General features: G+C 69.2%; 21 protein-coding genes and 1 pseudogene. 6 read left to right on the top strand and 16 right to left on the bottom strand.

Annotation, left to right across the window (positions count from 1 at the left end):
- Positions 1–486: 486 nt before the first annotated feature.
- A complete protein-coding gene (locus tag AC1DYP_RS10630) occupies positions 487–3,372 on the bottom strand; it encodes a TonB-dependent receptor (protein WP_477046300.1) in 2,886 nt (961 codons plus the stop codon).
- 379 nt (positions 3,373–3,751) lie between these two features.
- On the opposite strand from AC1DYP_RS10630, the gene cytX reads away from it, so the two are divergent.
- Positions 3,752–5,035, top strand: coding sequence for a putative hydroxymethylpyrimidine transporter CytX (gene cytX / locus AC1DYP_RS10625; RefSeq protein ID WP_477046299.1), 1,284 nt, complete (start codon positions 3,752–3,754; stop codon positions 5,033–5,035).
- Positions 5,036–5,039: 4 nt separating this feature from the next.
- On the opposite strand, the gene AC1DYP_RS10620 is transcribed toward cytX, so the two are convergent.
- Positions 5,040–7,154, bottom strand: a complete 2,115-nt coding sequence (locus AC1DYP_RS10620) for an alkaline phosphatase family protein (RefSeq protein ID WP_477046298.1) — start codon at positions 7,152–7,154, stop codon at positions 5,040–5,042.
- 157 nt (positions 7,155–7,311) lie between these two features.
- Between AC1DYP_RS10620 and purD the strand changes: the two genes are divergently transcribed.
- From purD to AC1DYP_RS10605, 3 genes are all read left to right on the top strand, one after another.
- Positions 7,312–8,598, top strand: coding sequence for a phosphoribosylamine--glycine ligase (gene purD / locus AC1DYP_RS10615; RefSeq protein WP_477046297.1), 1,287 nt, complete (start codon positions 7,312–7,314; stop codon positions 8,596–8,598).
- A complete protein-coding gene (locus AC1DYP_RS10610) occupies positions 8,595–8,822 on the top strand; it encodes a hypothetical protein (RefSeq protein WP_477046296.1) in 228 nt (75 codons plus the stop codon). Before purD ends, AC1DYP_RS10610 begins: the two co-directional genes overlap by 4 nt.
- 70 nt (positions 8,823–8,892) lie before the next feature.
- A complete protein-coding gene (locus tag AC1DYP_RS10605) occupies positions 8,893–9,972 on the top strand; it encodes a phosphotransferase (protein WP_477046295.1) in 1,080 nt (359 codons plus the stop codon).
- Positions 9,973–10,119: 147 nt separating this feature from the next.
- Here the strand turns inward: AC1DYP_RS10605 and lpxK are convergent, their stop codons facing one another.
- Genes lpxK through AC1DYP_RS10590 form a run of 3 tightly spaced genes read right to left on the bottom strand, consistent with a single transcriptional unit; the run spans position 10,120 to position 13,417 of the window.
- Entirely contained in the window at positions 10,120–11,127 is a 1,008-nt protein-coding gene (gene lpxK / locus AC1DYP_RS10600; protein WP_477046294.1) for a tetraacyldisaccharide 4'-kinase, read from the bottom strand.
- Entirely contained in the window at positions 11,124–12,407 is a 1,284-nt protein-coding gene (locus AC1DYP_RS10595) for a 3-deoxy-D-manno-octulosonic acid transferase (RefSeq protein ID WP_477046293.1), read from the bottom strand. The genes lpxK and AC1DYP_RS10595 overlap by 4 nt, the downstream gene beginning before the upstream one ends.
- Positions 12,404–13,417 carry a cation diffusion facilitator family transporter gene (locus tag AC1DYP_RS10590; RefSeq protein ID WP_477046292.1) on the bottom strand — a complete coding sequence of 338 codons (1,014 nt, stop codon included), beginning with the start codon at positions 13,415–13,417 and terminating at the stop codon, positions 12,404–12,406. The genes AC1DYP_RS10595 and AC1DYP_RS10590 overlap by 4 nt, the downstream gene beginning before the upstream one ends.
- Positions 13,418–13,535: 118 nt before the next feature.
- Here AC1DYP_RS10590 and AC1DYP_RS10585 point away from each other — a divergent pair, with 118 nt between their 5' ends.
- Positions 13,536–14,129 (top strand): hypothetical protein, encoded by a 594-nt coding sequence (locus AC1DYP_RS10585; protein WP_477046291.1) that lies wholly within the window; start codon positions 13,536–13,538, stop codon positions 14,127–14,129.
- Here the strand turns inward: AC1DYP_RS10585 and AC1DYP_RS10580 are convergent.
- Together AC1DYP_RS10580 and AC1DYP_RS10575 are read right to left on the bottom strand one after the other, a co-directional pair.
- Positions 14,126–14,836 (bottom strand): lysophospholipid acyltransferase family protein, encoded by a 711-nt coding sequence (locus AC1DYP_RS10580; RefSeq protein ID WP_477046290.1) that lies wholly within the window; start codon positions 14,834–14,836, stop codon positions 14,126–14,128. The two genes, AC1DYP_RS10585 and AC1DYP_RS10580, sit on opposite strands and share 4 nt — an antisense overlap.
- Entirely contained in the window at positions 14,833–16,623 is a 1,791-nt protein-coding gene (locus AC1DYP_RS10575) for an ABC transporter ATP-binding protein (RefSeq protein WP_477046289.1), read from the bottom strand. Before AC1DYP_RS10575 ends, AC1DYP_RS10580 begins: the two co-directional genes overlap by 4 nt.
- Positions 16,624–16,760: 137 nt before the next feature.
- On the opposite strand from AC1DYP_RS10575, the gene AC1DYP_RS10570 reads away from it, so the two are divergent.
- Complete coding sequence (locus AC1DYP_RS10570) at positions 16,761–17,426, top strand: protein tyrosine phosphatase family protein (protein ID WP_477046288.1); 666 nt, start codon at positions 16,761–16,763, stop codon at positions 17,424–17,426.
- Between the two features lie 145 nt (positions 17,427–17,571).
- Here the strand turns inward: AC1DYP_RS10570 and AC1DYP_RS10565 are convergent, their stop codons facing one another.
- The 9 genes and pseudogenes from AC1DYP_RS10565 to folE form a co-directional block, all read right to left on the bottom strand.
- Positions 17,572–17,796, bottom strand: a complete 225-nt coding sequence (locus tag AC1DYP_RS10565; protein WP_477032779.1) for a DUF4170 domain-containing protein — start codon at positions 17,794–17,796, stop codon at positions 17,572–17,574.
- A 24-nt stretch (positions 17,797–17,820) separates the two neighbouring features.
- Entirely contained in the window at positions 17,821–18,606 is a 786-nt protein-coding gene (locus AC1DYP_RS10560; RefSeq protein WP_477046287.1) for a 3'(2'),5'-bisphosphate nucleotidase CysQ, read from the bottom strand.
- Complete coding sequence (locus AC1DYP_RS10555; protein WP_477046286.1) at positions 18,603–19,934, bottom strand: TldD/PmbA family protein; 1,332 nt, start codon at positions 19,932–19,934, stop codon at positions 18,603–18,605. Before AC1DYP_RS10555 ends, AC1DYP_RS10560 begins: the two co-directional genes overlap by 4 nt.
- Positions 19,935–20,011: 77 nt before the next feature.
- Positions 20,012–20,539: a hypothetical protein gene (locus AC1DYP_RS10550; protein WP_477046285.1), complete on the bottom strand. Its 528-nt coding sequence runs from the start codon at positions 20,537–20,539 to the stop codon at positions 20,012–20,014.
- Positions 20,540–20,676: 137 nt separating this feature from the next.
- A complete protein-coding gene (locus AC1DYP_RS10545; protein WP_477032775.1) occupies positions 20,677–21,078 on the bottom strand; it encodes an MAPEG family protein in 402 nt (133 codons plus the stop codon).
- 88 nt (positions 21,079–21,166) lie between these two features.
- Complete coding sequence (locus tag AC1DYP_RS10540) at positions 21,167–21,502, bottom strand: hypothetical protein (protein ID WP_477032774.1); 336 nt, start codon at positions 21,500–21,502, stop codon at positions 21,167–21,169.
- Positions 21,503–21,506: 4 nt separating this feature from the next.
- Complete coding sequence (locus AC1DYP_RS10535; RefSeq protein ID WP_477046284.1) at positions 21,507–23,336, bottom strand: M14 family metallopeptidase; 1,830 nt, start codon at positions 23,334–23,336, stop codon at positions 21,507–21,509.
- A gap of 206 nt (positions 23,337–23,542) precedes the next feature.
- Positions 23,543–23,620, bottom strand: a pseudogene (locus AC1DYP_RS10530) (zinc-ribbon domain-containing protein); the annotation flags it as partial.
- A 6-nt stretch (positions 23,621–23,626) separates the two neighbouring features.
- Entirely contained in the window at positions 23,627–24,268 is a 642-nt protein-coding gene (gene folE, locus AC1DYP_RS10525; protein WP_477046283.1) for a GTP cyclohydrolase I FolE, read from the bottom strand.

The raw sequence follows: 24,268 nt of genomic DNA, 5'->3' as shown, positions 1-24,268 counted from the left end.
GGGCGGTCGAGCGGGAAGCGCTCGTCGGTGGTCTTCGGTGACGACCTTCGCGACGGTCCTGGGCAGGTTCCTTGAAACACAGGACGAAACCCAGGCGGCGGAGGGATCGGCGAACGCGGCAGCCGCGGGCTGAAATCGCCCGCGCGGTCCGGACGGGGTCGTCGCCCCTCCGCCCGCCGGGGGCCTCCATCGGAGCGGGTTAAGAATCCGCGATCCGAAGGCTTCTGGAAGACGGCCGCGCGGAGCGCCCGTGACGTGTCGAAACGGTATTCTCCAAACCTCTACGCCGGGCGCGCCCCGGACGCTCCGCCGCCTCCCCAACCCGCCGGTTTCCCGGTCGGGGACATGCGCTCGCGCGTGTCCCCAAGACTGTCGGTGCGTCGGTTGGGGACACGCCCAAGGGCATGTCCCCGGCTCGATCTCACAAAGAAACAGCCCCGGCCGCGGGGCCGGGGCTGCTGACGTTTGGACCTTCGTAGGGTCGGCCTAGTACCGGAAGCGCAGGCCCATGAAGTACTGCGGCCCGCTCTCGCTGACCTCGGTGATCGAGTCCTCGCCGGCCTTGTACATGATGTCCCGGGCGCTGGTGACGTTCAGCGCCTGCAGCTTCAGCTGGATGCTCTTGGTGATGTCGTACTGGGCCGACAGGTTCAGGATGCCCGAGCCCCGGACGCTGCGGTTGGTGCTGCTGTTGGGCTTGGAGTAGTCGGTCCGGTAGCGGTAGGAGGCGCGCAGCTGCAGCCGTTCGCCTTCCCAGTAGAGCGAGCCGTTGACGTTGTGCTTGGACAGGCCGCGCAGGTTGGCCGGCTCGGTATAGGGCGCGACCGTCGACGGGTCGGGGAATTCGAAATCGGCCTTGGCGTAGTTGTAGCCGATGGTCGTGCCCATGCCGTTCCACGGCGCGGGCAGGCCGCTGAACACATAGCTGGCGCTGGTCTCGAAGCCGTAGAGGTGACGGGTCTCCGGGTCGTTGGCCGGGGCCACGGCGTTGAACTCGACCAGCGAGCCGTTGGCGACGATCGAGGTGGTGAAGGGCTGCACCGCGTCGAAGGCCGCGTTCTTGATCCACTTGTAGTAGGTGGCGAACGAGAAGGCGGTGTCGCTGTTCAGGTAGAACTCGAGCGAGGCGTCCAGATTCCAGCTTTCCAGCGGCTTGAGCTGGGGGTTGCCGGTGGTCGAGTTGGCCAGGACCCCCTGGACGGTGGTCGCCGTCGCGTCGACGACGGGGGTGATCCCGACGTTGAACTCCTCGATCCCGACCCGCGAGATCGCCCGCGAGCCGGCCAGGCGCAGCCGGGTCTTTTCGTTGAGGTCGAAGTTCAGGTTCAGGCTGGGCAGCCAGTAGTGGTAGTCGCCCTCGCCCTCGATCTCGGACAGCGAGCCCGGCACGGTGACGATCGTCGCCACCGAACCGCCCACGGACGGGGTCACGGTGACGGCCGAGCGATAGCCGGTCGATTCCACCTTGGTGGTGACGTAGCGCAGGCCGACATTGCCGCTGACCGGGATGCTGCCCAGGTCCGACCCGAAGGACCCCATGACGTACAGCGCGCCGATCGTCTCGGTGACGTCGGTGTCCTCGGGGCCGCGGGAATCGGCCAGCAGCGGGTTGCTGTCGCGGCCGGTGTAGGTGCGGAACAGGCAGGCGTTGTCGAACTGGGCCCACGAGCGGACGTTGGTCGACGACTCCTTCATGAACTCGCTGGACGCGAAGGGCGTGCGGCAGTTGGTGTTGGCCTGGGCCACCAGCTGGGCCGCCGTCAGGCCGTCGCGGGCGATGGGGATGGCCACGTCGGCGTTGTTGTTGGCGTCGGTCTTGCGGGTGTGTTCCGAAAGACGGAAGCCGGCGCTGAGGCTCTTGAAGAAGCCGTCGCCCAGGTCGTACTTGCCGTCGACGCGCACGGCGCTGATGGCGTCCTTGCGGTCGGTGACCAGGCGGTAGCGGGCGTAGTTGGTGTTGCTGGCCGGCACGGCGGTGACGAAGTTGGCCGGGTCGTTGATGTCGAAGCCGATGAAGTCGACCGTCGGCACCACGTCGTCGGACCCGTCCAGCGTGTAGACCACGCGGCGGCCCGACCGCATGTTCGTCGCCTTCTGCAGCTCGGTGCGGTGCGACTGCGAATAGGAGACGTCGCCGTTCACCGTCAGGCGGTCGCCGGTCCAGCGCGTGGCCAGGCCGCCCCCGATGTATTCCTCCTCGCGCAGGCGGTCTTCCAACTGGATCTCGATGTTGGAGTTGCCCGTGTACTTGATCAGGGCGCCGTCGCTGAAGTCGTTGCCTTCGCCGCCGATGATCTGGGGCTTGATGCCGCGGGCGGCTTCGGTGATGGCCAGCTGGTTGCGGTTCTCCAGGCTGCTGCGCTTGGAGTACTGGCCGTCCAGGACGAAATCGAGCCGCTGGTTCGGGCGCCATTGCAGGGCGCCGATCAGGCCGTCGCGGATTTCGCTGGTGTTGATCTGGCGGAAGGTGCGCGAGGTCGTTGCGAAATAGAGCGGCCCCTCGGTCGTGCCGGCCTGGTTGGCGGCGCTGAGCGTCGGGCGCATGGCGCAGTTGAAGCTGGTGCCGGCCGCCGTCTGGGCCGCGGCCGTGCCGGTGATCAGGTTGGCGTTGTTGGCCGAGGTGTTGCAGGGGATGAAGGCGGAGTTGGTGGCGTAGTAGTCCTCGGGCGCGGCCTGGTCCTGGTGCTGGTAGCCCAGGCTGGCCCCGATCTCGCCGATCTTGGTCTCCCATTGGCGCGTGACCGAGATGTTGGCGCGGTAGCCCAGGCCGTCGCGGCCGCGGATGGCGCCGTCCTTGGGCAGGTAGACCTCGCGCCATTCGGCCTGGATGCGGGGCTTGGCGTCCAGCGGACGGATCGAGCGCAGGTCGATGACGCCGGCGATTCCGCCTTCGGCGAAGTCGGCCTGCTGGGTCTTGTAGACCAGCACGCCGTTGACGAGCTCGGACGGGAACTGCTGGAACGCCACCGAGCGGTCCGGCCCGGCGGTGCTGACTTCGCGGCCGTTGAACGTGGAGAAGCTGAGCGTCGGGCCCAGGCCCCGCACCGACAGTTCGTTGGCGTTGCCCTTGAACCGGTCGGCCGTGACGCCGGTGATCCGCTCCAGGGTGTCGCCGACCGAGTTGTCGGGCAGGGCGCCGATCTCGTCGTTGACGATGGCGTCGACGACCGTCTCGGAGCTGCGCTTGACGTTGATCGAGTTGCGCTGCGTGGCGCGCATGCCGGTGACGACGACTTCCTCGACCTGTTCGGTGGTCGGCGCCGGCGCGGCTGGGGCGGCGGTCTGGGCCAGGGCGGCGGCGGGCGCGACGGCGGCGATGGCGGCCGAGGCCATCAGGCCGATGCGCAGTGAACGAACGGACGTGTTGAGCAAGGTTCCCCCCAAAGGTTGATCAGGCGCGCTCGTGAACCGAGCGTCAGCATGGAAACAGGTTAGACCGATTATGACACCGGTGGCAAGATTGGTATGACCAGATTGCAAGGCGGCTACACCAGTCCGTCGGCTTGTGTGGCTTGGGCGCCAGCTTTCATGGCCCCGATTGCCATAACCCGGATCTCGGAAACGCTGTTTAGGGCATGACATGCCGCGAATTAGCGGTTGTTGACGGCTGCGCTCGGAAATTCTGGTATGACAAATGTCCCTTTGAGGTCAAAATTGGCCTAGCCACCGATCCGGGACGATGAGCGGCGCGGCGGGCCATGGGTGCTCCCACGGCTTTCGCGCTCCGGAGGCGACCTGCTAAGGCAGGGCCATGGCCCAGCTCGACGACTCCTATGATCCCCTGACGCCCGTGCCGTCCGAACGCCGGGCGTTCGGGGCGTTCGACGCCTTCTCGCTGTGGTTCAGCCTGGGGATCGGCCTGCTGGTGCTGCAGGCCGGGGCCTTCCTGGTTCCGGGTCTCAGCCTCGGCGCGGCGCTGGCGGCGATCGTCACCGGCTCGGTGCTGGGCGCGCTGCTGCTGGCCGCCGCGGGGGTGGTCGGGGCCGACACCGGGCTATCGGCCATGGGATCGCTGAGGCCGGCCCTGGGCGCGCGCGGAGCGGCGATCCCGGCGGTGCTGAACGCCGTCCAGCTGACCGGCTGGGGCGCGTTCGAGATCATCGCCATGCGCGACTCGGCCGACGCCCTGGCTCGGCAGACCTTCGGGGTCTCCAATCCGCTGCTGTGGACGCTGCTGTTCGGCGCCCTGGCCACTGGCCTGGCGATCCTGGGGCCGGTGTCGTTCGTGCGGCGGTTCCTGCGCGCCTGGGGGCTGTGGCTGCTGCTGGCCGGGGCCGGCTGGCTGACCTGGCGGCTGCTGGCCGATCACGACCTGTCAGGCCTGATGGCCAAGGCCGGAACCGGCGAGATGAGCTTCGCGGCCGGGGTCGACCTGGTGGTGGCCATGCCGCTGTCGTGGCTGCCGCTGATCGCCGACTACACCCGCTTCGGACGCTCGCCGCGCGGCATGTTCTGGGGCAGCGCCGCCGGCTACCTGTTGGCCAATGTCTGGTTCATGGCCCTGGGCGCCGGCTACGCCCTGGCGGCCGGGGGCGGCGAGGGCATGCTGCTGTCGGCCCTGGCGGCCAGCGGCGGCGGGATCGCCCTGCTGCTGATCGTCATCGACGAGACCGACAACACCTTCGCCGACATCCATTCGGCGGCGATCTCGACCGCGACCCTGGTGCGGGTCCGCTCGACCCGGCTGGCGCTGGCCTTCGGCGCGGTCTGCACGCTGGTCGCCCTGCTGGCCCCGATGGCCCGGTACGAGACCTTCCTGCTGTTGATCGGCTCGGTGTTCGCGCCGCTGTTCGGCGTGCTGCTGGCCGACCACTTGATCGTGCGCCGGCGACGCGCTGATCTCGTCGGCTCGGCCGTGGGCGGGCTGAACCTGTCGGGCCTGGCCGCCTGGGCGATCGGCGTCGGCGCCTATCAGGCGCTCAGCCGGGCGGCGCCCGACGTGGGCGCCACCCTGCCGGCCTTCGGGGCCGCCGCGGTGGTCTATCTGGCGCTCCAGGCCCTGGGTCGGCGCGCCGGCCGCGCCGCCGCGGGCTGACGCCTCAGACCTGGGCCGGGCCCGGCTCGACCGTCCACCAGTCGCCGTCCTTGGTGGTGGTCAGCCAGCCGCCCTGGCGCAGCCGGGGATCGTGCGACAGGTGCTGGCCGCTGTAGAACCGGTTGGCCAGGCGGATCTTTTCGCCGTATTTCAGCATCGGCGAACTGGACTGGAACTGGATCACCCAGGTCTGCTTCTTCTGGTTATCGCCCTCCAGGAACTCGTCGTAATAGTAGCAGTCGTGGGAGTCGGCCCACGCGCCCAGGATGTTGCGCGCCCCCGGTCCCGGTTCGCGCGACACCAGCATGACCTGGACGCCGTGCTGGATATAGGGCGGCAGGTCGGCGGTCGCGTTGACGAAGGCCAGCGGCGCGCGTCCGTCGCGCCCCAGGGTCGGGAACCAGGCCGCCACGCCCAGGTCCACGCAGATGTTCAGCAGGGCCGTGGGGATCGAGCTGCCGCCGACCGCCTTCATGGTGGCTTGGGCCGGACTCAGATATTTGCCGTTCTGATTCTTCAGCACGAAGGTGTCGCCGTAATGGACCTGGTCTCCGGGCTTGCGGGCGGTGTCCAGGAACGGCAGCGACCGGGCGTCGGTGCGCGGCTGGCGCAGGGTCAGCACGTCCTCGAAGGTCGGGGCGTTGCGCGCCCGGGCTCCGAACTGACCCACCAGGTCCGGCCGGCCGATCCCCTTCAGGATGGTGGCGATCACCGAGGTGTGGTCGTAGGGCGTCTGGGTGGGGGACCGAAACACCGTGCCCTTCTTGACATAGGGCGAGACCACGATGGTCGGCACCCGCGCGCCCAGGCGGTCGAACTTGAAGCCGGCCTTGTTCTGGTAGGGCGGCTTGCCGTTCGGGGCCCACGGCGGCTGGACGACGCCGGGTTTCAGGTCGGCGGTCTGGTGGTCGAACGAGCCGACGAACTCGTCGAAGGTGATCAGCAGCAGGGTCTTTTCCCAAGCCGCCTTGTGCGAGATCAGGCTGGTGTAGACCTCCTTCACGAACTGCTCGCCGGCCAGGACGCTGCCCGGCGGATGGTAGTCGTTGCCCAAGGCGCTTAACAGGTTCTGGTAGACCGGGTTGTCGGTCGTGGTGTGGGCGATGGTCCAGTACGGCTCGATGTAGCTGAACTTCGGCAGCTTGCCGGCGCGGGCCTTCTTGTGGAACTCGTCCAGCTTGTGGAAGTGGTCGGCGGCCTTGGGGATCTTGTCCTTGATCCACGGGAACAGCCGCCAAGTGTAGCAGGACTCCAGTTCGCCGGAGGCCAGCTCGGTCAGGTACTTGGTGTAGGGCCTGAACGCGACGAGCAGGGCGCCGATCGCCAGGGCCAGCCCCGGTCCCACCACCGGCACGGCGCCCAGCAGCGCCAGCAGGACGCCCTGCTCCTTGATCAAGGCCGAAATCTTCTGCGGCAGGTAGCTGGTCTGGAAGAAGACGTTCCAGTCGACCTTGGCCTCGTGCAAGGCGTTGAAGATGGTCGGGGCGTCGACGCGGTCGTCGCCGATGGCCATTTTCAGGATCTTTTCCAGCGCCTTGGCCTGGGGGTTGGTCTCAAGCTCGCCGTTGTTGACCATGCCGTTCGAGGTGCCGCACATCAGGAACGAGCGGTTGGGATTGGTCTGGGACGGCACAGAGGCGTACCAGGCGTCGCTGACCGCGTAGTAGCGGGCCAGCTGGTTCAGCACCGGCGCCTGGCCGGGCGTGAAGCACTCCATGATCATCGGGGCGGTGTTGCGGATGTCGGGGTCCTTCAGGCCGCGTTTCTGCAGGACCTGGACGAAGTCCTCCAGGACGCCCTTCATCGTCACGGGCGGATTGGGGCCGGGGTTCTTGCCGTAGAACTGGGTCAGGACCTGGTCGAACTCCTCGCCGGGGGCGATGTTGGGAACGGTGAATCCCCTCGCTCCGTACTCGGGCTTGGCGCTGAGCGTGCCGTTCAGCGCCGTGTTGACGAAGTTGTTCGGATTGATCGAGGCCAGGCCGCGAAAGGGCGCGCCGGGACTGGCCGGGATGAACGCCTCGGGCGTCTCGTGCTGGTAGAGCCAGCCCAGCAGGCCGTCGAAGGTCCTGTTTTCCAGCATCAGGACGACGATATGGTCGATGTTCGCGAGCGTCATGGCGATCTCCCGGAAGGCGGCCAGAAGGCTAGGGCGTCGCCTCACAAAATGCTACCTAATGGCGAATTCTGTCAATATGCGACTTCAGGGGGTGTGGTTGGCGGCCGCGCGTCATTCGTCTTGACCCCGCGCTCCGGCCACGCGACACCCCGCCCTCATGGAAAAGCTGAACATCCTCCTCGTCGGGTCTGGCGGGCGCGAGCACGCCCTGGCCTGGAAGATCGCCCAGTCGCCGCTGTGCGGACGCCTGGTGGCGTCGCCGGGCAACCCCGGGATCGCCCAGGTCGCCGAACTGCGCGCCGTGAAGATCACCGACGTGGCGGGCCTGGTGGCCCTGGCCCGCGAGATCGCCGCCGACCTGGTCGTGGTCGGTCCGGAATCGGCGCTGGAGGTCGGGCTGGCCGACGAGCTGGCCAAGGCCGGCATCCCCTGTTTCGGCGGCAGCGCCCAGGCCGCGCGCCTGGAGACCTCCAAGGCCTTCACCAAGGACTTCTGCCAGCGCCACGACCTGCCGACGGCGGCCTATGGCGTGTTCACCGACGCGGCCTCGGCCGGGATGTTCCTCGACACGCTGGAAGCGCCGTTCGTGATCAAGGCCGACGGCCTGGCGGCCGGCAAGGGCGTGGTGATCGCCGCCGACCGCGCCGAAGCCGACGCCGCCGTGCTCGACATGCTGGGCGGCCGTTTCGGCTCGGCCGGCGCGCGGGTGGTCATCGAGGAGTTCATGCACGGCGAGGAAGCCTCGCTGTTCGCCATCTGCGACGGCAAGACCGCCGTGCTGTTCGGCGCGGCCCAGGACCACAAGCGCGCCTATGACGGCGACGAGGGCCCCAACACCGGCGGCATGGGCACCTATTCGCCGCCGCCCGTCCTGACCCAGGCCCTGGTCGACCAGGCCTGGCGCGAACTGGTCGAGCCCACCGTGGCCGGCATGGCCGCAGAGGGCTGCCCCTATGTGGGCGTGCTCTATGCCGGGCTGATGCTGACGCCGACCGGCCCCAAGCTGGTCGAGTACAACGCACGCTTCGGCGACCCCGAATGCCAGACCCTGATGCTGCGCCTGGAGAGCGATCTGGTCCCGCTGCTGCTGGCCGCCGCCAAGGGCGAGCTGGCCTCGGCCGACAAGCCAGTGTGGCTGGACCAGGCGGCGATCTGCGTGGTGCTGGCCGCCGAGGGCTATCCCGACGCCCCCAAGACCGGCGGCCTGATCCAGGGCGCCGACAGCGAGTTTGGCGGCGAGGCGGTGATCTTCCACGCCGGAACGACCCGCGACGCCGATGGCCGCCTGGTGGCGTCCGGCGGCCGGGTGCTCAACGTCTGCGCCCTGGGCGCGACGCTGCACGAAGCCCGGGACGTGGCCTATGCGGCCCTGGGCACGGTGTCGCTGGAGGGCGGGTTCTATCGCTCCGACATCGGCTGGCGGGCGCTGAGCCAGCACGGATGACCCTGTCGACGCTCATCTGGCCTCGGTCTCGCCCGGATCACGGCCAACGCGCCGCCGCCGGGCGTGTGATGCATGTTGCGTTGGTGGTCATCGGTTCGATGGGCGTGGTGATTGAGCTGCTGAACTGGCATGGGCGCTGGGGTCATCTGGCGCGGTATGCGGTGATGTGGCTGGTGGCGGCTTGCCTGGGTCGGGGCCTGAGGTTCTGGCTTTCTCGCGAATAGCACCGCGGCGCTTGCACCCTTCGCCCCACGCTCTAATGTCCCTTTCAAACAAGCGTTGGGGAGTAAGCGCATGGCCGTGGCCGAACAGTCCGCCCAGGATCTGAATTCCGGGACCAAGCCCGTCGACCCGCGCCACGCCATCGACGAGGCCAGGCTGGCGACCTGGCTGGAGGCCAATGTCGAGGGCTATCAAGGTCCGCTGGAGGTGCGCCAGTTCAAGGGCGGCCAGTCCAATCCGACCTATCAGCTGGTCACGCCGGCCAAGAAATACGTCCTGCGCCGCAAGCCGCCGGGCAAGCTGCTGCCCAGCGCCCACGCCGTCGACCGCGAGTTCAAGGTGATCTCGGGCCTGAACAAGGCCAGCTTCCCCGTCGCCAAGGCCTACGCCCTGTGCATGGACGAGGAGGTCATCGGTACGATCTTCTACGTGATGGACAATGTCGAAGGCCGGATCCTGTGGGACGGGACCCTGCCCGACTACCAGCCCGCCGAGCGCCGGGCGATCTACGAGGCCGAGATCGCCACCCTGGCCGCCCTGCACAATGTCGACTACGCCGCCGTGGGCCTGGCCGACTACGGCAAGCCGGGCAACTACTTCGCCCGCCAGATCGACCGCTGGACCAAGCAGTACAAGGCGTCCGAGACGAAGGTGATCGAGGACATGGACCGGCTGATCGCGTTCTTGCCGACCAGCTGTCCGGCCGACGACGTCACCTCGATCGTCCATGGCGACTACCGCCTGGACAACATGATCCTGCACGCCGCCGAACCGAAGGTGGTGGCGGTGCTGGACTGGGAGCTGTCGACCCTGGGCAATCCGCTGGCCGACTTCAGCTACTTCCTGATGAACTGGGTCATGCCGTCCGACCAGCGCGGGGGCCTGGCCGAGATCGCGGACCTGACCGCCTACGGCGTGCCGACCATCGAGGAGGCCGTGGCGCAGTACTGCAAGGCGACCGGCCGGGATGGGCTGCCGAACCTGGACTGGTACTTCAGCTACAACCTGTTCCGGCTGGCGGGGATCTGCCAGGGGATCGTGGGCCGGGTGCGGGACGGCACGGCGGCGAGCGCGCATGCGGAGATCATGGAGGCGCGGGTGCCGGTGCTCGCCAGGGGCGCCTGGGAGTTCGCCAAGAAGGCCGGGGCTTAGGCGGCTTCAAGACCTCCCCCCGTGGGGGAGGCGATCGCGCAGCGATCGGTGGGGGGCGTTTTAGGGTCGTCGATCCTGCAGGTGATCGCCTGCCGAATACTCCCCCCACCGTCGGCTTCGCCGCACCTCCCCCACAGGGGGAGGGCCTTAAAGCCCAACCGACTCCAACACCGCCGCCAGCACGTCTTCTTCCTCGAACCGCGCCCGCACCGGCCACGCGGTCACCCGATCCCGCCATTCCTGCGGCAACCGCACCCAGTCCTTCTCGGTCGTCACCAGGCCCGCGCTATAGGCCTGGGCCCGGTCCCACAGGAAGTTCAATGTCGCCTCGTCGTAGTCGCCGTGATCCGGATAGGGCGCGAAGTCCACCAGGTGGCAGCCGGCGGCCTGCAGGGCGCGCTCGACCTTCCACGGCTTGCCGATGCCCGCGAAGCCGACCTGGCGGCCCTTGGGCGGCGGGGCGGCGGGTTCGAGCCGGGCGATCAGCACCGGCGTGTCGCCGAACAGGGCCAGCAGCGCGGGATCGGCGGCCGGCAGGTCGTCGGGCAGCAGCACGATCACCGCGTCGGTGCGCGCCAGGCTGACCTTCAACGGCTCGCGCATCGGCCCGGCCGGGAACACCTTGCCGTCGCCGAACGGCCACTCGTCGTCGCGGGTCTCGCCGTCGACCACCACCAGCGACAGGGTCTTGCGCAGGTCGGGGTTCTGGTGGCCGTCGTCCATGACCACCACCTCGGCGCCGGTCGCCGCGGCCTTGCGCGCCCCCAGCACCCGGTCGCGCGACACCCACATGGGGAAGTCCTGGGCCAGCATCAGCGGCTCGTCGCCGACGTCCTTGGCGGTGTGGCGCGCCACGTCGACCCGCACCGGGCCCTTCAGCTTGCCGCCATAGCCGCGCGACAGGCCGTGCGCCCGCCGCCCGCGCTGGGTCAAGGTCAGCAGAAGCTCGCGGACGATCGGCGTCTTGCCCACCCCGCCCACCGTGAAATTGCCCACGCAGATCACCGCGCAGTCGGCGCCGCGCGGCTGGGTGCGGGCGATGCGGCGAGCGGTCTGGGCGGCCCAGATCCACGACAGCGGGGTCAGCAACAGGCGCGTGAGGGGGCTGGGCGCGCCTTCACGGCGGTACCACCAGCGCGGCGTGGCCAGCTTCATGCCTCGATCTCCGCGTCCAGCAGCGCGAGGATGCGGTCAAGGCCGGTGCGGGCCTCGGTGTCGCGCCGGGCGACGAAGGCTCGGGCGCGGACCGCCCGCAGCTTCAGCATCTCCGGCCCGGCCAGCAGGTCGGCCAGGCGCGCGCCCAGCACCGGGGCGTCGGCGAAGGCCACGCCCTCGGCGTCGCGCAGGTCGGCATAGGCGGTCAGCCAGTTCTCGACGTGGGGGCCCGAGACGATCGGGCAGTCCAGCCGCGCCGGCTCCAGCGGATTGTGGCCGCCGATCCCGGCGACCAGGCTGCCGGCCACCAGGGCCAGGTCGGCCAGCCGGTACCAGAGGCCCAGCTCCCCCAGGGTGTCGGCGACGATGACCTCGGTGGAGACGTCGGGCTCCCGGCTGCGCAGGCTGACCGTGGCGCCGGTCGCCTGGGCCAGGTCGACGATGGACGGGCCGCGTTCGGGATGACGCGGGACGATCACCAGGCGCGGCCGCCCGTAGTCTTTATTGGCGGGCAGGGCGCGCCAGGCGTCCAGGACGACCTCGTCCTCGCCCGGGTGGGTGCTGGCGGCCAGCAGCACAGGCCGGTCGCCGAGCCGCGCGCGCAGGCCGGCGAGCGCCGCCTCGTCGACCGGCAGCGGGTCCGCCCCGAACTTCAGGTCGGCCTCGCCGGCCACGGTCCCGCCCAGGGCGGTCAGGCGGTCGGCGGCCCGGCCGTCCTGGGCCAGGATCAGGTCGAAGCCGCTGAAAAGCTCCCAGGCCGCGAACGGCCGGGCCTGCCAGCCGGCGTAGCTCTTGTCCGACAACTTGGCCGAGACCAGGGCCAGCTTCACGCCGCGCGCCTTGGCGGTCAGCAGCAGGTTGGGCCACAGCTCGCTCTCGACGAACACCGCCAGGTCCGGCCGCCAGTGGTCGATGAACCGCCGGGCGCCGCCGGGCGTGTCGACCGGCAGGAACTGGTGGATCGCCCCGGCGGGCAGGCGGCGGGCCAGCAGCTCGGCCGAGGTGACGGTGCCGGAGGTGACCAGGACCGCCACGCCCGGCCGCTCGGCCCGCAGGCGTTCGACCAGGGGCAGGATCGACAGGCTCTCGCCGACGCTGGCCCCGTGCAGCCAGACCAGACGGCCTTCAGGACGCGGGGCGGTCGGCCGGGCCAGGCGCTCGTGCAGCCGCGCGCGGTCCTCCTTGCCGGCCTTGGCGCGGCGATCCAGCAGCAGGGGCGCGAACGGCTCCAGCGCGGTGGTCGCCGCGCGATAGAGCTGCAGGGACAGGGGAAGGCTCACACTGCGTCCGCGCCGGCCAGGTGGCAGGTGGCGACGCCGCCGCTCTCGACCTGGATGGTGACGTGGCCGATCTTGAAGCGCTTGGCCATCTCGCCGCAGATGTCGTGCAGGAACTGGTCGTTGTCCGGGTTCTCGGGGCGGACCAGGTGGGCGGTCATGGCCGTCTCGGTGGTGCTCATCGCCCAGATGTGCAGGTCGTGCACCTCGGTGACGCCGGGGCGTTCGGCCAGCCAGGTCTTGACCGCCTTGGGGTCGATGCCGCGCGGGGCGGCGTCCAGGGCAAGGTCCAGCGAGTCGCGCAGCAGGCCCCAGGTGCCCAGAACGATCACCGCCACGATGGCCAGGCTGACCACCGGGTCCAGCCACAGCCAGCCGGTGAACCACATGGCGGCGGCGGCCACCACGACCCCCGCCGAGATGGCGGCGTCGGCGGCCATGTGCAGGAAGGCCCCGCGGATGTTCAGGTCGTCCTTGGAGCCCCTCATGAACATCAGGGCCGTGGCGGTGTTGATGACGATGCCGACGCCCGCGACGATCATGACCGGACCGGCCTCGATCGGCTGCGGATCGGCGAAGCGGCGCACGGCCTCCCAGGCGATGGCCCCGATCGCCACCAGCAGCACCACGGCGTTGGTCAGCGAGGCCAGGATCGTGCCCTTGCGCAGGCCGTAGGTGTGGCGGCCGCCCGGCGCCTTCTTGGCCAGGATCACCGCGCCCCAGGCCATGAACAGGCCCAGCACGTCGGAAAGATTGTGGCCGGCGTCGGCCAGCAGGGCCAGCGAATGGGTCATCAGACCGGCGACGGTCTCGGCCGCCACGAAGCCGATGTTCAGGGCGGCGCCGATCGCGAAGGCCTTGCCGAAGTCCTTGGGCGCGTGGCTGTGGCCGCCGGGACCGTGGTGATGATGGTGGTCGTGGCCGTGCCCGTGACCATGGTCATGATCGTGGCCATGGCCGTGGTGATCATGGTCGTGCTTGTGGTCGTGCCCGTGGGGCGGATCGTGCGGCATGGGGTCTTCTCCCATCAAGGACGGGACGGATCAACTTCCCAGCCTTCAGGCGCGGCGCTTTCGTCGCGGAACCGCGATAAAGGTGGGGCGTAGTCCTGGCGATGGGAGAGCGCGCGACATGATCCGACTTCACGAGCGACCCGTGGCATGGGCGGCTTTGCTCGCCGCCTGTGTCCTGACGGCCTGCTCCGAGCCGAGCGCTTCAGATCCGGCGCCGGCTCCCGGTCCGACCGAGGTCAGGACGCCGGCGGCGTCGCCGCCGCCCTCCGCGCCGGTGGCCGCCGAGCCCAGCGCGCCGGCGGAAAGCCCGACCGAAAGTCCGACCGTCGGGGGCGACGGCTCGGCGATCCAGCTTTCGCCCCTGGCCTCCGCCGACCTGCAGGCCGAGCCGTTGCAGGGCGAGCTGGCGTGCAGCTTCGCCACCGGGGACGCCGCGCCGCTGCTGTTCGCCCAGGGGAACGTCGCGTCGAAGGAGGCCGCTCAGGGCGTGGTCAAGGTGGGGGACTATGTCGAGCGGGTGGCCGCCCCGGGCGGTTTCGACGGCATGCTGAAGGGCGCGGTCTTCACCGGCGCCGGCAAGACGATCCGCATCACGCTCACCGGGCCGGCCATCGGCGGCGGCGAGTCTCCGCCGCGTCCCGCGACCCTGACCTACGACCGCGCAGACGGCGCCAGCCGGACCATCGCCGGCCGCTGGACGTGCGGTCCCTAGACCGGCTGCGTCTCGCCCACGATCGCCTCGGCCCGTCGGTTCACGGCCGACAGCCGCGCGGCCCAGGTCTCGAGCAGCACGTCGGGGTCGTCGTCGCGGGCCATGGCCACCGGTTCGTCCCAGACCATGGCGGCCTTGGCGAAGGGCAGGGGGATGATGGTGCGGTCCCAGGTGTTGAGGCGGATGCACGGCTTCATGGCCACGCCGACGAACAGCACGGGCGCGCCGGTCATCCGGGCCAGGGCCAGGGCGCCCTTCTGCATTTCCTCGACCGGACCGCGCGGGCCGTCGGGCGTGATGGCCATGGCCCCGCCGTCGCGCACCCATTTGACCATGTCGCGGAAGGCCTGCTCGCCGCCCTTGTTCTTGGCGGTGTCGGTCTTCTTGACCGACGAGCCGCGGATCGAGGGCAGGCCCAGCTTGCTGATCGTGCGGGCGATGAACTCGCCGTCGCGCGACTGCGAGACCAGCACGCGGATCTCCGGCTTGTCCGGGCCCTGGGGCCAGGTCGTCGGCCCGACGGGCACGCGCGAATGCCAGAGGGCCAGGATCGCGCCGGTCTTGTCGCGCAGGCTTTGCGCCCACACCGCCTGGGCGTGCTCCTGGCCTTCGCGGGTCCAGCGCAGGGTGGCGTAGACCAGCCGCAGATAGCCGACCATCAGGTTGGTCATCAGGATCATGACCCAGGGCGAACGCAGGGGCCTCAAGCGCCGATCTCCGAAGGGGTCTCCGGCAGTTGATCCAGGTCCTGGGCCTTGGCCAGGCGGGCGTAGAGGCCCTTGTGGCGGACCAGCGAGGCGTGGGTGCCGGTCTCGACCACCCGGCCCCTGTCGATCACATAGATGCGGTCGGCGTCCTTCACGGTCGACAGACGGTGGGCGATCACGATGGTGGTGCGGCCGGCCATCAGACGTTCCAGCGCCGCCTGGACCTGGGCCTCGCTCTCGGTGTCCAGGGCGCTGGTGGCCTCGTCCAGCAGCAGGATCGGGGCGTCCTTGAGGAAGGCGCGAGCGATGGCGATGCGCTGGCGCTGGCCGCCCGACAGCCGCGTGCCGGCCTCGCCGACCAGGGTGTCGTAGCCCAGGGGCAGCTCGCCGATGAAGTCGTGCGCCGCCGCCTGGCGGGCCGCGGCTTCGATCTCGTCCTCGGCGGCGCTGGGCCGAGCGTAGGCGATGTTGGCGCGGATGGTGTCGTCGAACAGGAACGGCTCCTGGGTGACCAGGGCGATGTGGTCGCGCAGGGACGCCAGGGTCACGCCGCGCACGTCATGGCCGTCGATGGTCACCGCCCCGGCGGTGACGTCGTAGAAGCGCGGGATCAGGTTGAGGATCGAGCTTTTGCCGCCGCCCGAGGGGCCGACCAGGGCCACGGTCTCGCCCTTGCTGGCGGTCAGGCTGACGTCCGACAGGGCCGGGGCGTTGTCGCCATAGGCGAAGTTGACGTGGTCGAAGGCGATGGTCGCCTCGCCGGCCGGCAGGACCTTGGCGTCGACCGGATCGACGATGGCGGCCTCGACGTCCAGCGCCTCGAACAGGCGCCGGGCGCCGGTGAAGCCCTCGCTGAACACCGTCTGCAGGTTGGCGACCTGCCGCAGCGATTGCAGCGACGCGCCCAGGGCGAACAGGAAGCCGGTGAACGCGCCGGCGGTCATGCCGCCCGTGCTGGCTCGCCAGCCGGCGTAGATGAACACGGCGGCGGTGATCAGCGCGCCGAAGGTCTCGGTGGCCGGGGCGGCCATGGCCTTGGCGTTGGAGCCCTTGATCAGGTGGCGTTGGCGGCGCTCGATCACGGCGGCCACGCGGCCTTCCTCATAGGCCTCGCGGTTCTCCATCTTGACGATCTTGACGCCGTCCAGGCTCTCCATGATCGCCGTCGACAGGTTGGAGGTCTCGCCCATGGCCCCCTTGGCGGCTTTGGTGGTCTTCTTGGAGAACCGACGGATGAACAGGCTGGCGACGGGGGCGACGACCAGCACGCCGGTCGCCAGGATCCAGTCGAGCTGGAACATCACCACCAGCATGCCGACCACGGTGAGGATTTCGCGGGTGTAGTTGACCACGCCGCTGGTCGCGGCTTCGCGGATCAGCGTGGCGTCGTAGAGCATCGACGAGACGTACGAACCGGAATGGGCGCCGCGCAGGCGAGCCAGATCCGAGCGAACCAGCTTGCCGAACAGTCGCACCTGCATGTCGCCGACCACGCCGTTGCCGATCTGGTTGATCGACCGCGTCTGCAACACCTGGAACAGGCCGCGCGAGATGGCGATCGCGGCGATCAGCAGCGGGATCCGCCACAAGGCTCCGGGCTGTGGATGGGTGATCAATTGGTCGACCGCCGGCTCCAGCACCTTGGCCAGGCCCGCGCTCAGGGCAGCGACGATCGCGGCGCTGATCATGGCCGTCGCAAGGGTTCCTCGCCGGGGCTTGAGGTACTCGCGCCAGATCCGCGCGGCGAGGGCGCGGTTGGTCACTTGCGGCGCGGCGGGATCGGTCATGGAGGCAGGGGTCGGATTTCGGGGCCGTACTGTCAAGCTGGACCATAGGTTGTCATTGCGGCGGGGGTGCGGCGCTGTGGCTTTTGCATTACAGGGCTGTGGCGCCTAATTACGCCTCTTCACCGAAGGACCATCCCTTGCCCGGCTATGACACCACGACCCGCTGGGGGCGGTTCAAGACCTACCTCTCGTACCTGTGGCACGACCACGCCTATCTGCGCCTGGGCTTCAAGAACGACCACTGGATCAGCCCCGAGCTGGTGCGCACCAACCAGCCGTGGCCGCACCAGCTGGCCGAGTGGAAGAAGAAGGGCGTCAAGACCGTCATCAACCTGCGCGGCGGGTTCGACGGCAGCTTCTACGCGCTGGAGAAATACGCCTGCGAGAAGGTGGGCCTGAAGATGGTCGACTTCGTGATCACCTCCCGCGAGGTGCCGATCAAGGAACGGGTGCTGGGCGCCCGCGACCTGTTCGAGAGCATCGAATATCCGGCCCTGATGCACTGCAAGTCGGGCGCGGACCGGGCCGGCATCATGAGCGTGCTCTACGCCCACTACCGCCTGGGCCTGCCGATCGAGGAGGCCTTGGAGCAGCTGTCGTTCAAGTACCTGCACATCAAGCAGGGCAAGACCGGCGTGCTGGACTACACCTTCGAGCGCTACCTGAAGGACGCCGCCCCCAAGGGCCTGACCTTCACCCAGTGGGTGGAGAGCCCCGACTACGACCCCGTGAAGATCAAGGCCGACTTCCGGGCCGGGATGATCGGCGGGATCGTGACGGAGGGGATCTTGCGGCGGGAGTAGTTTCTAGCTCCTCCCCCTGTGGGGGAGGTGTCGGCGAAGCCGACGGAGGGGGGAGTGATGCGTCCTCGACCACAACCCGGATCGACGACCCTAAAACGCCCCCCACCGGCCTTCGGCCGCCTCCCCCACAGGGGGAGGGCCTGGATCAGTCCAGGCTCGGATCCAGCAGCTTGTGGGCGTGGATGATGAAGTACCGCGCGTGGGCGTTGTCGACCGTGGCCTGGGCCTTGGCCTTCCAGGCCTTGTGGGCGTCGCCATAGTTGGCGTAGGCGCCGACGAACTCGACCTGGGACAGGTCGCGGAACTCGATATCGGAAACGTTCTTCAGTTCACCGCCGATCACGAGGTGAAGAAGCTGCTTGTCGCTCATGGCGTGGAATTTCCTGCGCGGAAGTTATCGTTGCGGCAGGTCGATATGCCCGACGCGTGACAGGATCAACGGGTGAAGCGCCTTATTGGCGCAAACGACGCTCGGAAGCAGCGGATTTGCGCGGTTATACGTGAAGGAGCGGCCGGTATGGTCTGTCAGCAGCGCCCCGGCCTCGGCGCAGATCAGGTCGGCGGCGGCCAGGTCCCACTCGTTCTTGGGCGACAGGGCGACGGCCGCGTCGAAGGCTCCGGCGGCCACCAGGCACAGGCGGTAGGCGATCGAGTTGCGGCTCTCCACCCGCATCGGCGGCCACGGGTTCACCCAGGCCGGATGCACGAACATCTTGGCGTCGCCCAGCATGGCGGCGTCCTCGAGGTCCTCGGTGTCGCTGGGGCTGATGGCCATGCCGTTCAGATAGGCGCCGCCGCCCAGGGTGGCGACATAGGTCTCGTCCAGGGCCGGGGCGTGGACCACGCCGGCGATGGGGCGGCCGTTCTCGACCACGGCGATCGACACGGCGAACCAGGGCTTGCCCTTCATGAAGGCCACGGTGCCGTCGATCGGGTCGACCACGAACTGGCGCGGCGTGGCCAGGCGCGCCGGGGCGTCGGCGGTCTCCTCCGACAGCCAGCCATAGTCGGGGCGGGCCGCGCCGAGGGTCGTCTTCAGCAGCGTATCGACCGCCAGGTCGGCGTCGGTGACCGGCGAGCCGCCGTCCTTGGACCAGATCTTCAGTCCGCCCTCGCGGGCCGAGAGCGCCAGGGCTCCGGCTTCGCGCGCCGCGGCGAGGATCAGGTCCAGATCGGTCATTTTCCGGCGATCGCCAGGGCGTCGACCAGCAGGGACGGACTGTTGCTGGCGCCGCGCAGCTCCAGGTCCAAGCCGGGGACCAGGCGGGCGTAGATGTCGATCAGGTTGCCGGCCACGGTGATCTCGGTGACGGGACCGGTCGAGACGCCGTTCTCGAACCAGAAGCCCGAGCAGCCCACCGACCAGTCGCCGGTGTTGCCGTTCAGCGAGGGGCCGAACATCGAGGTCACCAGCAGGCCCGTCCCGGCGTCCGCCATCAGGCCGGCCAGATCGCGCTCGCCCGGCTRCATCGTCAGGTTATGGGTCGAGACGCCCGACGGGCCGGCCAGGCCACGCGAGGCGTGGCCGGTGCTCTCCAGGCCCAGCTGCTTGGCCGAGCTGATGTTCATCAGCCAGGTGGTCAGCACGCCGTCGTCGATCAGGGCGCGGGCCTCGCAGGCCACGCCCTCGTCGTCGAACGGGGCCGAGCCCAGGCCGCGCAGGCGGAACGGGTCGTCCAGCAGATTCACGCCCTTGGCGAAGATCCGCTGGCCCAGCTTGTCCTTCAGGAACGAAGTCCCCCGGGCGATCGACGGGCCCGAGATCGCGCCGATCAGCGGGCTGATCAGCGACATGGCCAGGCGGTTCTCGAAGATCACCGGGGCGGTGGTCGAGTCCAGCTTGCGGGGGTTCAGCTTGGCCACGGCCTGGGCGCCGGCCTTGGCGCCGATGCTCTGGGGCGTGGGCAGGTCCGAGGCGTGGCGGGTCGAACGACCTTCGCCGCCGCGCTCCATGCCCGCGCCCTCGCCGGCGATGGCCGAGGCCGAGACGCCGAAGCCGCTGGCCTGGTGCAGGCCGGAAAAGCCCTCGCTGGTGACCAGCCGCCAGGTCGAGGCGCTCCACGACGACGAGCCGCCGTCGGAATTGGTCACGCCCTCGACGGCGCGGGCGGCGGCCTCGGCCTCGCGGGCCTGGGCCTCCAGGGTCTCGGCCGAGGGCTCGGTCGGGTCGTAGAGGTCGAGATCCCGGAACGGACCGCGCGCCAGGCGCTCGGCCGGGGCCAGGGCGGCGTAGGGATCCTCGGGGGCCAGGCGGGCCATGGCCACGGCGCGGTCGATCAGCTTGGCGCGGCCCTCGGCCGAGATGTCCGAGCCCGACACCGTGGCGCTCTGCTTGCCGACGAACACCCGCAGGCCGATGTCGCGGGATTCCTCGCGCTCGACCTCCTCCAGTTCGCCCAGGCGGACGCTGACGGAGAGGGATTGGCGCTGCGCGAACACGGCTTCGGCGGCGTCGGCGCCAGCGGTTCGCGCGGCGGCGAGCACGTCATGCAACAGGTTTTCGTCCATGCGGTCTTATGGACGAGGCGGCGGGGCGGGGGCAAGGCGGGTTTGAGCCGCCCCCGCCGCCTAGACCTTTTGCCCGCTCAAACCTTCTTGAACGTCGCGATCCAGTTGGCCTCCCAGGTCTTGCCGCCGTCGGCCGAGAACGCCTGCTCCAGGGCGAAGGTCCTGTCGGTCACGTCGGAAAAGATGAAGCGGACGAAGATCGACCGACCGCCTAGGGTTTCCTGGTTGTAGAACTCGCCGCGACCCTCCCTGAAGCCGCCGACCATCGGGGCGCCCAGGTCACCGTCCCGGCCGTTGGCGAAGCGGATGAACCATTGGCGGGTCGCCGGATCGTAGAGCCGTAGGCTCAGGCCCTGGATGCGGCCGGCCGGGCCGCTGACGTCGATCTCGCCGAGGTTGGCCTGGCCGCCCCAGACCTTCCGGACGATCGAACTGCCGTCGTATTCGACCCAGCTGGTCGAGCCGGTCAGGGGGCGCTCCAGACGCCGGATGTGCGTGGTCCAGTCGCCGAACTCGAAGTCGAAATCGTGCTGGCCGTCGGGGCGGGGCGCCGGCGCGGCGGCGGCCGGCGGCTCGGCGCGGGCGAACCCGGCGGCGGGGGGCAAGGCAAGCGTCAGGCCAAGCAACAACGGGCGTAGGGGGCGGAATACACGCATCTTGGGGTCTCGGCTCCAGAGTGGGCTCGAGAAATCCCTGCGCGCTTTCCTAGCGCGAGTAGAGGTCCACTTGGCTCGAAAAAGACCTAGCCAATCGCGTAGAACAGCAGCGCCACCGCGCCGAATATGTAGGCCAGCCAGGTGCAGATCATGCCCAGGGCGCGCGGGATCGAGGCGCCGCCGCTGTTGGACAGGCCCACGGCGTGGATCAGCCGGCCGGCGAACAGCACCAGCCCCACCACGTGGATGGCCAGCGGCGGGGCGCCGACCAGGGCCAGGACGATGATCGCGGCCAGGCCGACGGGGATGTATTCGCTGGCGTTGCCGAAGGCGCGGATGGCGCGGGCCAGTTCCGGAATGCCTTCATCCCCAAGAGCGACCTTATGCTTCTGCCGCAGGCGCACGACCAGCAGCGACAGGGTCAGCAGGAGCAGGACGTGCAGACCCACCCACAGGGCGGCGGCGTGTCCGGAGGCGATGGTGTCCATCGGTAGTCACTCGTGAAACTGGTCGAACGTGGGCCGCATAAGGTTCAGCGTTCGCGAGAGCTGGCAAGCCGGATCGTCGGGGAGGCGACTAAGGGGCGGGGAGCCACGCCGGCCGCCGTTCCGGCGCGCCTGTCCAGGTCCAGTCCGCGAGGAGCTCGATGAGGTCTTGCCTCGAAAGCTGGATTCCGGCCGCGGGCGGCCGGAATGAAGAGGCGGTGTAGCCCGCGGCGCGCAACGCTTCGCCATGCGGCTCGATCGCGTCGTAGTCCGAAACGATGGCTGTTCCCCTGGGGGCGCCAAAGTCCCGGACCAGCAGATCGACCCGCATGACGCCCGTGGCCAGAATGAGCTCCATCGGCCCTTCGAGGTCGAGACCCAACCCCTGGGCGGCGTCGCGCCAGCTGTCGACGTGACCCCAGACCATTGGCTTACAGCTCCCGGCCGACCGGATAGAGCTTGTAGTGGTCGTCGTAATACGGCGTGCGCGCGTAGAACCAGCCCAGGCGCGCATCCGGATCAGCCGCGAACTTCGGGTCGGCCGCCAGCTTGGCCTCGAACTCGGCCTTCAGCGCAGGATCGGCGGCCAGCATCTTCTCGGCCAGGGGGGCGATGGCGTAGCCCTCGATGTATTCCACGCGCTGCAGCACCTCGGGGAACATGCCCCAGGCGAAGAAGCTCTCGTCGCTTTCCGGCTCCAGCAGCAGGGTCACCATCTCGCCCAGCGGCTGATCAGTGGAAATGCGCACCGAGCCGGCCGGGAAGGTCACCGTGCGGGTCTCATGGGTGACCGGCCCTGCGGCGATCTCGACATGGCCCTCGCTGGCGCGGGGCGCGATCTTCGGCGCGGTGAAGCGGATCATGTCGACCGACACCGTCTTGGGCGCCGCCAGGGCCTCCATCGCCACGCCGTGGACGCGCAGGCGCTCGATCACGTCGGGCTTGGCCGACGAGATCCAGTAGGCCTTGGCCGGGGTCAGGTCGAGCGCCGGCTCGCTGGTGTAGAGCGGCAGCGACCAAGGCTTGGGATCGGGCTTGCCCAGCCAGCGCACCTCCTTGCCGCCCGAGGCGGGGGAGTCGTAGGTCTCGTACTGCACGCCCAGGAAGCTGACGGTGTGCAGCGCCTTGCCGCCGCCCCCGAAGCTGGTCCCGAAATTGGCCTTGATCACGGCGGGGCGCTCGGCGCGGTCCTTCTCCTCGGCGGCGCGCAGGGCGGCGCCGTCCTTGGCCAGCACCTTCAGGGTCTCCTCCAGCAGGACGTAGGTGCCCAGCACCCGCTGCCGGTAAGGCTTCAGCGAATGGTTCTCGACCAGCACCGTGGCGATATGGGCCGCGTCGCCGTAGCCGTTGGAATAGCGCAGGGAGGCCGGCGAGGCGCCGAGCCCCTTCTTGGGGTCGCGGTCGTCGAGGGCGAAGACCAACTGGCCGGGGATGTGTCCCGCCGCCTTCAAGCCCGCCGAGGTGGCCGGCAGGTAGGTCTTGTCCAGCCAGGCGCTGGTGGCCTTGGAGCGCGCGAAATCGCCCTGGTAGCCGGCCCAGCCGTAGGTGACGTCGTACTGGTAGTCCTCGCCGTCGGTGACGTGGATGTCCATATAGAGGTCGGGCTTGATGCGATCGATCAGCGTGATCATCGCCCGCATCTCCGGCGCGTCCAGCTTGCCGTAGTCGCGGTTCAGATTGAGGTTCTGGGCGGTGTGCCGCCAGCCCTGGATCGTCGGGCCGCGCTGGTTGGGGCGGCTGTAGGGCGAGGCGCGTTCATGGCCGTCGACGCTGAAGATCGGCACGAAGACCAGGTTCACGCCGTCCAGCAGCCTGTCCTTGCCGTGGAACGTCATGTCGCGCAGCAGCATCATGCCGGCGTCCTTGCCGTCGATCTCGCCCGGGTGGATGCCGGCCTGGACCAGCAGCACGGGCTTCCTGGGATCGAACTTGTCGCCGTCCTTGCTGACGTACAGCACCAGCAGGTCGCGGCCCTCGGGCGACTTGCCGAAGGTCTCCATGCGGATCAGCGGCGAGGCCGCGGCCAGCTTTTCCAGCCAGGCGCGGGTCTCTTCGTAGTTCGGCGAGGCGGTCAGGCCGGTCAGCTCAGACGGCGTGATCCAGGGATCGGACGGCTTGGCGATCAGCTTCTCGCTGGCGCCGCGCCAAGCCAGGGCGGGCGGAAGGATCTCGCCTTCCCAGGGAGCTTCAGGAGTCTGCGCCATGCTCACACCCGCTATCATCGCGACGGCGATCGCCGTCAGCCCGGTCTTCCAGATCATGCCACGCCCGCCCACACCCACTAGTCTTGGGACGCTTTCGCTACAGGATGCTTCCGCCGACGCCGAGTCCCAGCATGACGTGAGTGTTAGAGGCGCACCTAGAAAATCGCCGCGATCGCCTTCAGCGCGCCTTCGACGACGACGTTGAAGGCGAACTCGTTTCCGAAACCCTTGGCCCGGGTTCCCAGCGACTCAGGCATGGAAGCGCCACATCGCGGGCATGAGTTGGCGGACGGCCGCAAGCCCTTGCCGCAATCGGTGCAATAGAGCCTGGACCGCGCCATCCGGAACTATTTCCGCGTCACCAGGTCCATGAAGCGCTGCTGCAGGACCTTGTCGGTCTTAAACACGCCGCGGAACTGGGTGGTGATCGTCGAGACGTCGTGGTGGTGGACGCCGCGGGTCGACATGCACTGGTGCTCGGCGTCGATCAGCACGGCCACGCCGGCGGCGCTGAGGTGGTCCTCGATGGCGTCGGCGACCTGCATGGTCATGGTCTCCTGCGTCTGGAGACGCTTGGCGAAGATCTCGACCAGGCGCGCCAGCTTGGACAGGCCCACCACCTTGCCGGTCGGCATGTAGGCCACCCAGGCCTTGCCCAGGAACGGCGCCATGTGGTGTTCGCAGTGGCTCTGCACGTCGATGCCGCGCAGCATGACCATGTCGTCATAGCCCTGCACGTCCTCGAAGGTGCGGCTCAGCTCCTGCGCCGGATCGCCGTGATAGCCGGCGAACCACTCGCCATAGGCGTCGACCACGCGTTGCGGCGTGTCGAGCAGGCCTTCGCGGTCGGGGTTGTCGCCGGCCCAGGCCAGCAGGGTCCGGACGGCGGCCATGGCCTCGTCTCGGGTGGGGCGCTGGGCGGGTTCAAGATCAAGGCCGGTGTCGTTGTCGAGACCGATCAGGGTTCGCTCGCGGGTCAGTGCGTCCAT

This window comes from Caulobacter sp. P1_D6 (assembly GCF_056406095.1).
The sequence above is the reverse complement of the archived record's forward strand: the minus strand, read 5'-3'. Positions and strand labels throughout refer to the sequence as shown.

Coding starts and splice junctions, on each gene's coding strand:
- cytX (WP_477046299.1), top strand. CDS start 3,752: ATGGCCCAGCTCGACGACTCCTATGATCCCCTGACGCCCGTGCCGTCC.
- AC1DYP_RS10620 (WP_477046298.1), bottom strand. CDS start 7,154: ATGACGCTCGCGAACATCGACCATATCGTCGTCCTGATGCTGGAAAAC.
- purD (WP_477046297.1), top strand. CDS start 7,312: ATGGAAAAGCTGAACATCCTCCTCGTCGGGTCTGGCGGGCGCGAGCAC.
- AC1DYP_RS10610 (WP_477046296.1), top strand. CDS start 8,595: ATGACCCTGTCGACGCTCATCTGGCCTCGGTCTCGCCCGGATCACGGC.
- AC1DYP_RS10605 (WP_477046295.1), top strand. CDS start 8,893: ATGGCCGTGGCCGAACAGTCCGCCCAGGATCTGAATTCCGGGACCAAG.
- lpxK (WP_477046294.1), bottom strand. CDS start 11,127: ATGAAGCTGGCCACGCCGCGCTGGTGGTACCGCCGTGAAGGCGCGCCC.
- AC1DYP_RS10590 (WP_477046292.1), bottom strand. CDS start 13,417: ATGCCGCACGATCCGCCCCACGGGCACGACCACAAGCACGACCATGAT.
- AC1DYP_RS10585 (WP_477046291.1), top strand. CDS start 13,536: ATGATCCGACTTCACGAGCGACCCGTGGCATGGGCGGCTTTGCTCGCC.
- AC1DYP_RS10575 (WP_477046289.1), bottom strand. CDS start 16,623: ATGACCGATCCCGCCGCGCCGCAAGTGACCAACCGCGCCCTCGCCGCG.
- AC1DYP_RS10565 (WP_477032779.1), bottom strand. CDS start 17,796: ATGAGCGACAAGCAGCTTCTTCACCTCGTGATCGGCGGTGAACTGAAG.
- AC1DYP_RS10560 (WP_477046287.1), bottom strand. CDS start 18,606: ATGACCGATCTGGACCTGATCCTCGCCGCGGCGCGCGAAGCCGGAGCC.
- AC1DYP_RS10545 (WP_477032775.1), bottom strand. CDS start 21,078: ATGGACACCATCGCCTCCGGACACGCCGCCGCCCTGTGGGTGGGTCTG.
- AC1DYP_RS10540 (WP_477032774.1), bottom strand. CDS start 21,502: ATGGTCTGGGGTCACGTCGACAGCTGGCGCGACGCCGCCCAGGGGTTG.
- AC1DYP_RS10535 (WP_477046284.1), bottom strand. CDS start 23,336: ATGATCTGGAAGACCGGGCTGACGGCGATCGCCGTCGCGATGATAGCG.
- folE (WP_477046283.1), bottom strand. CDS start 24,268: ATGGACGCACTGACCCGCGAGCGAACCCTGATCGGTCTCGACAACGAC.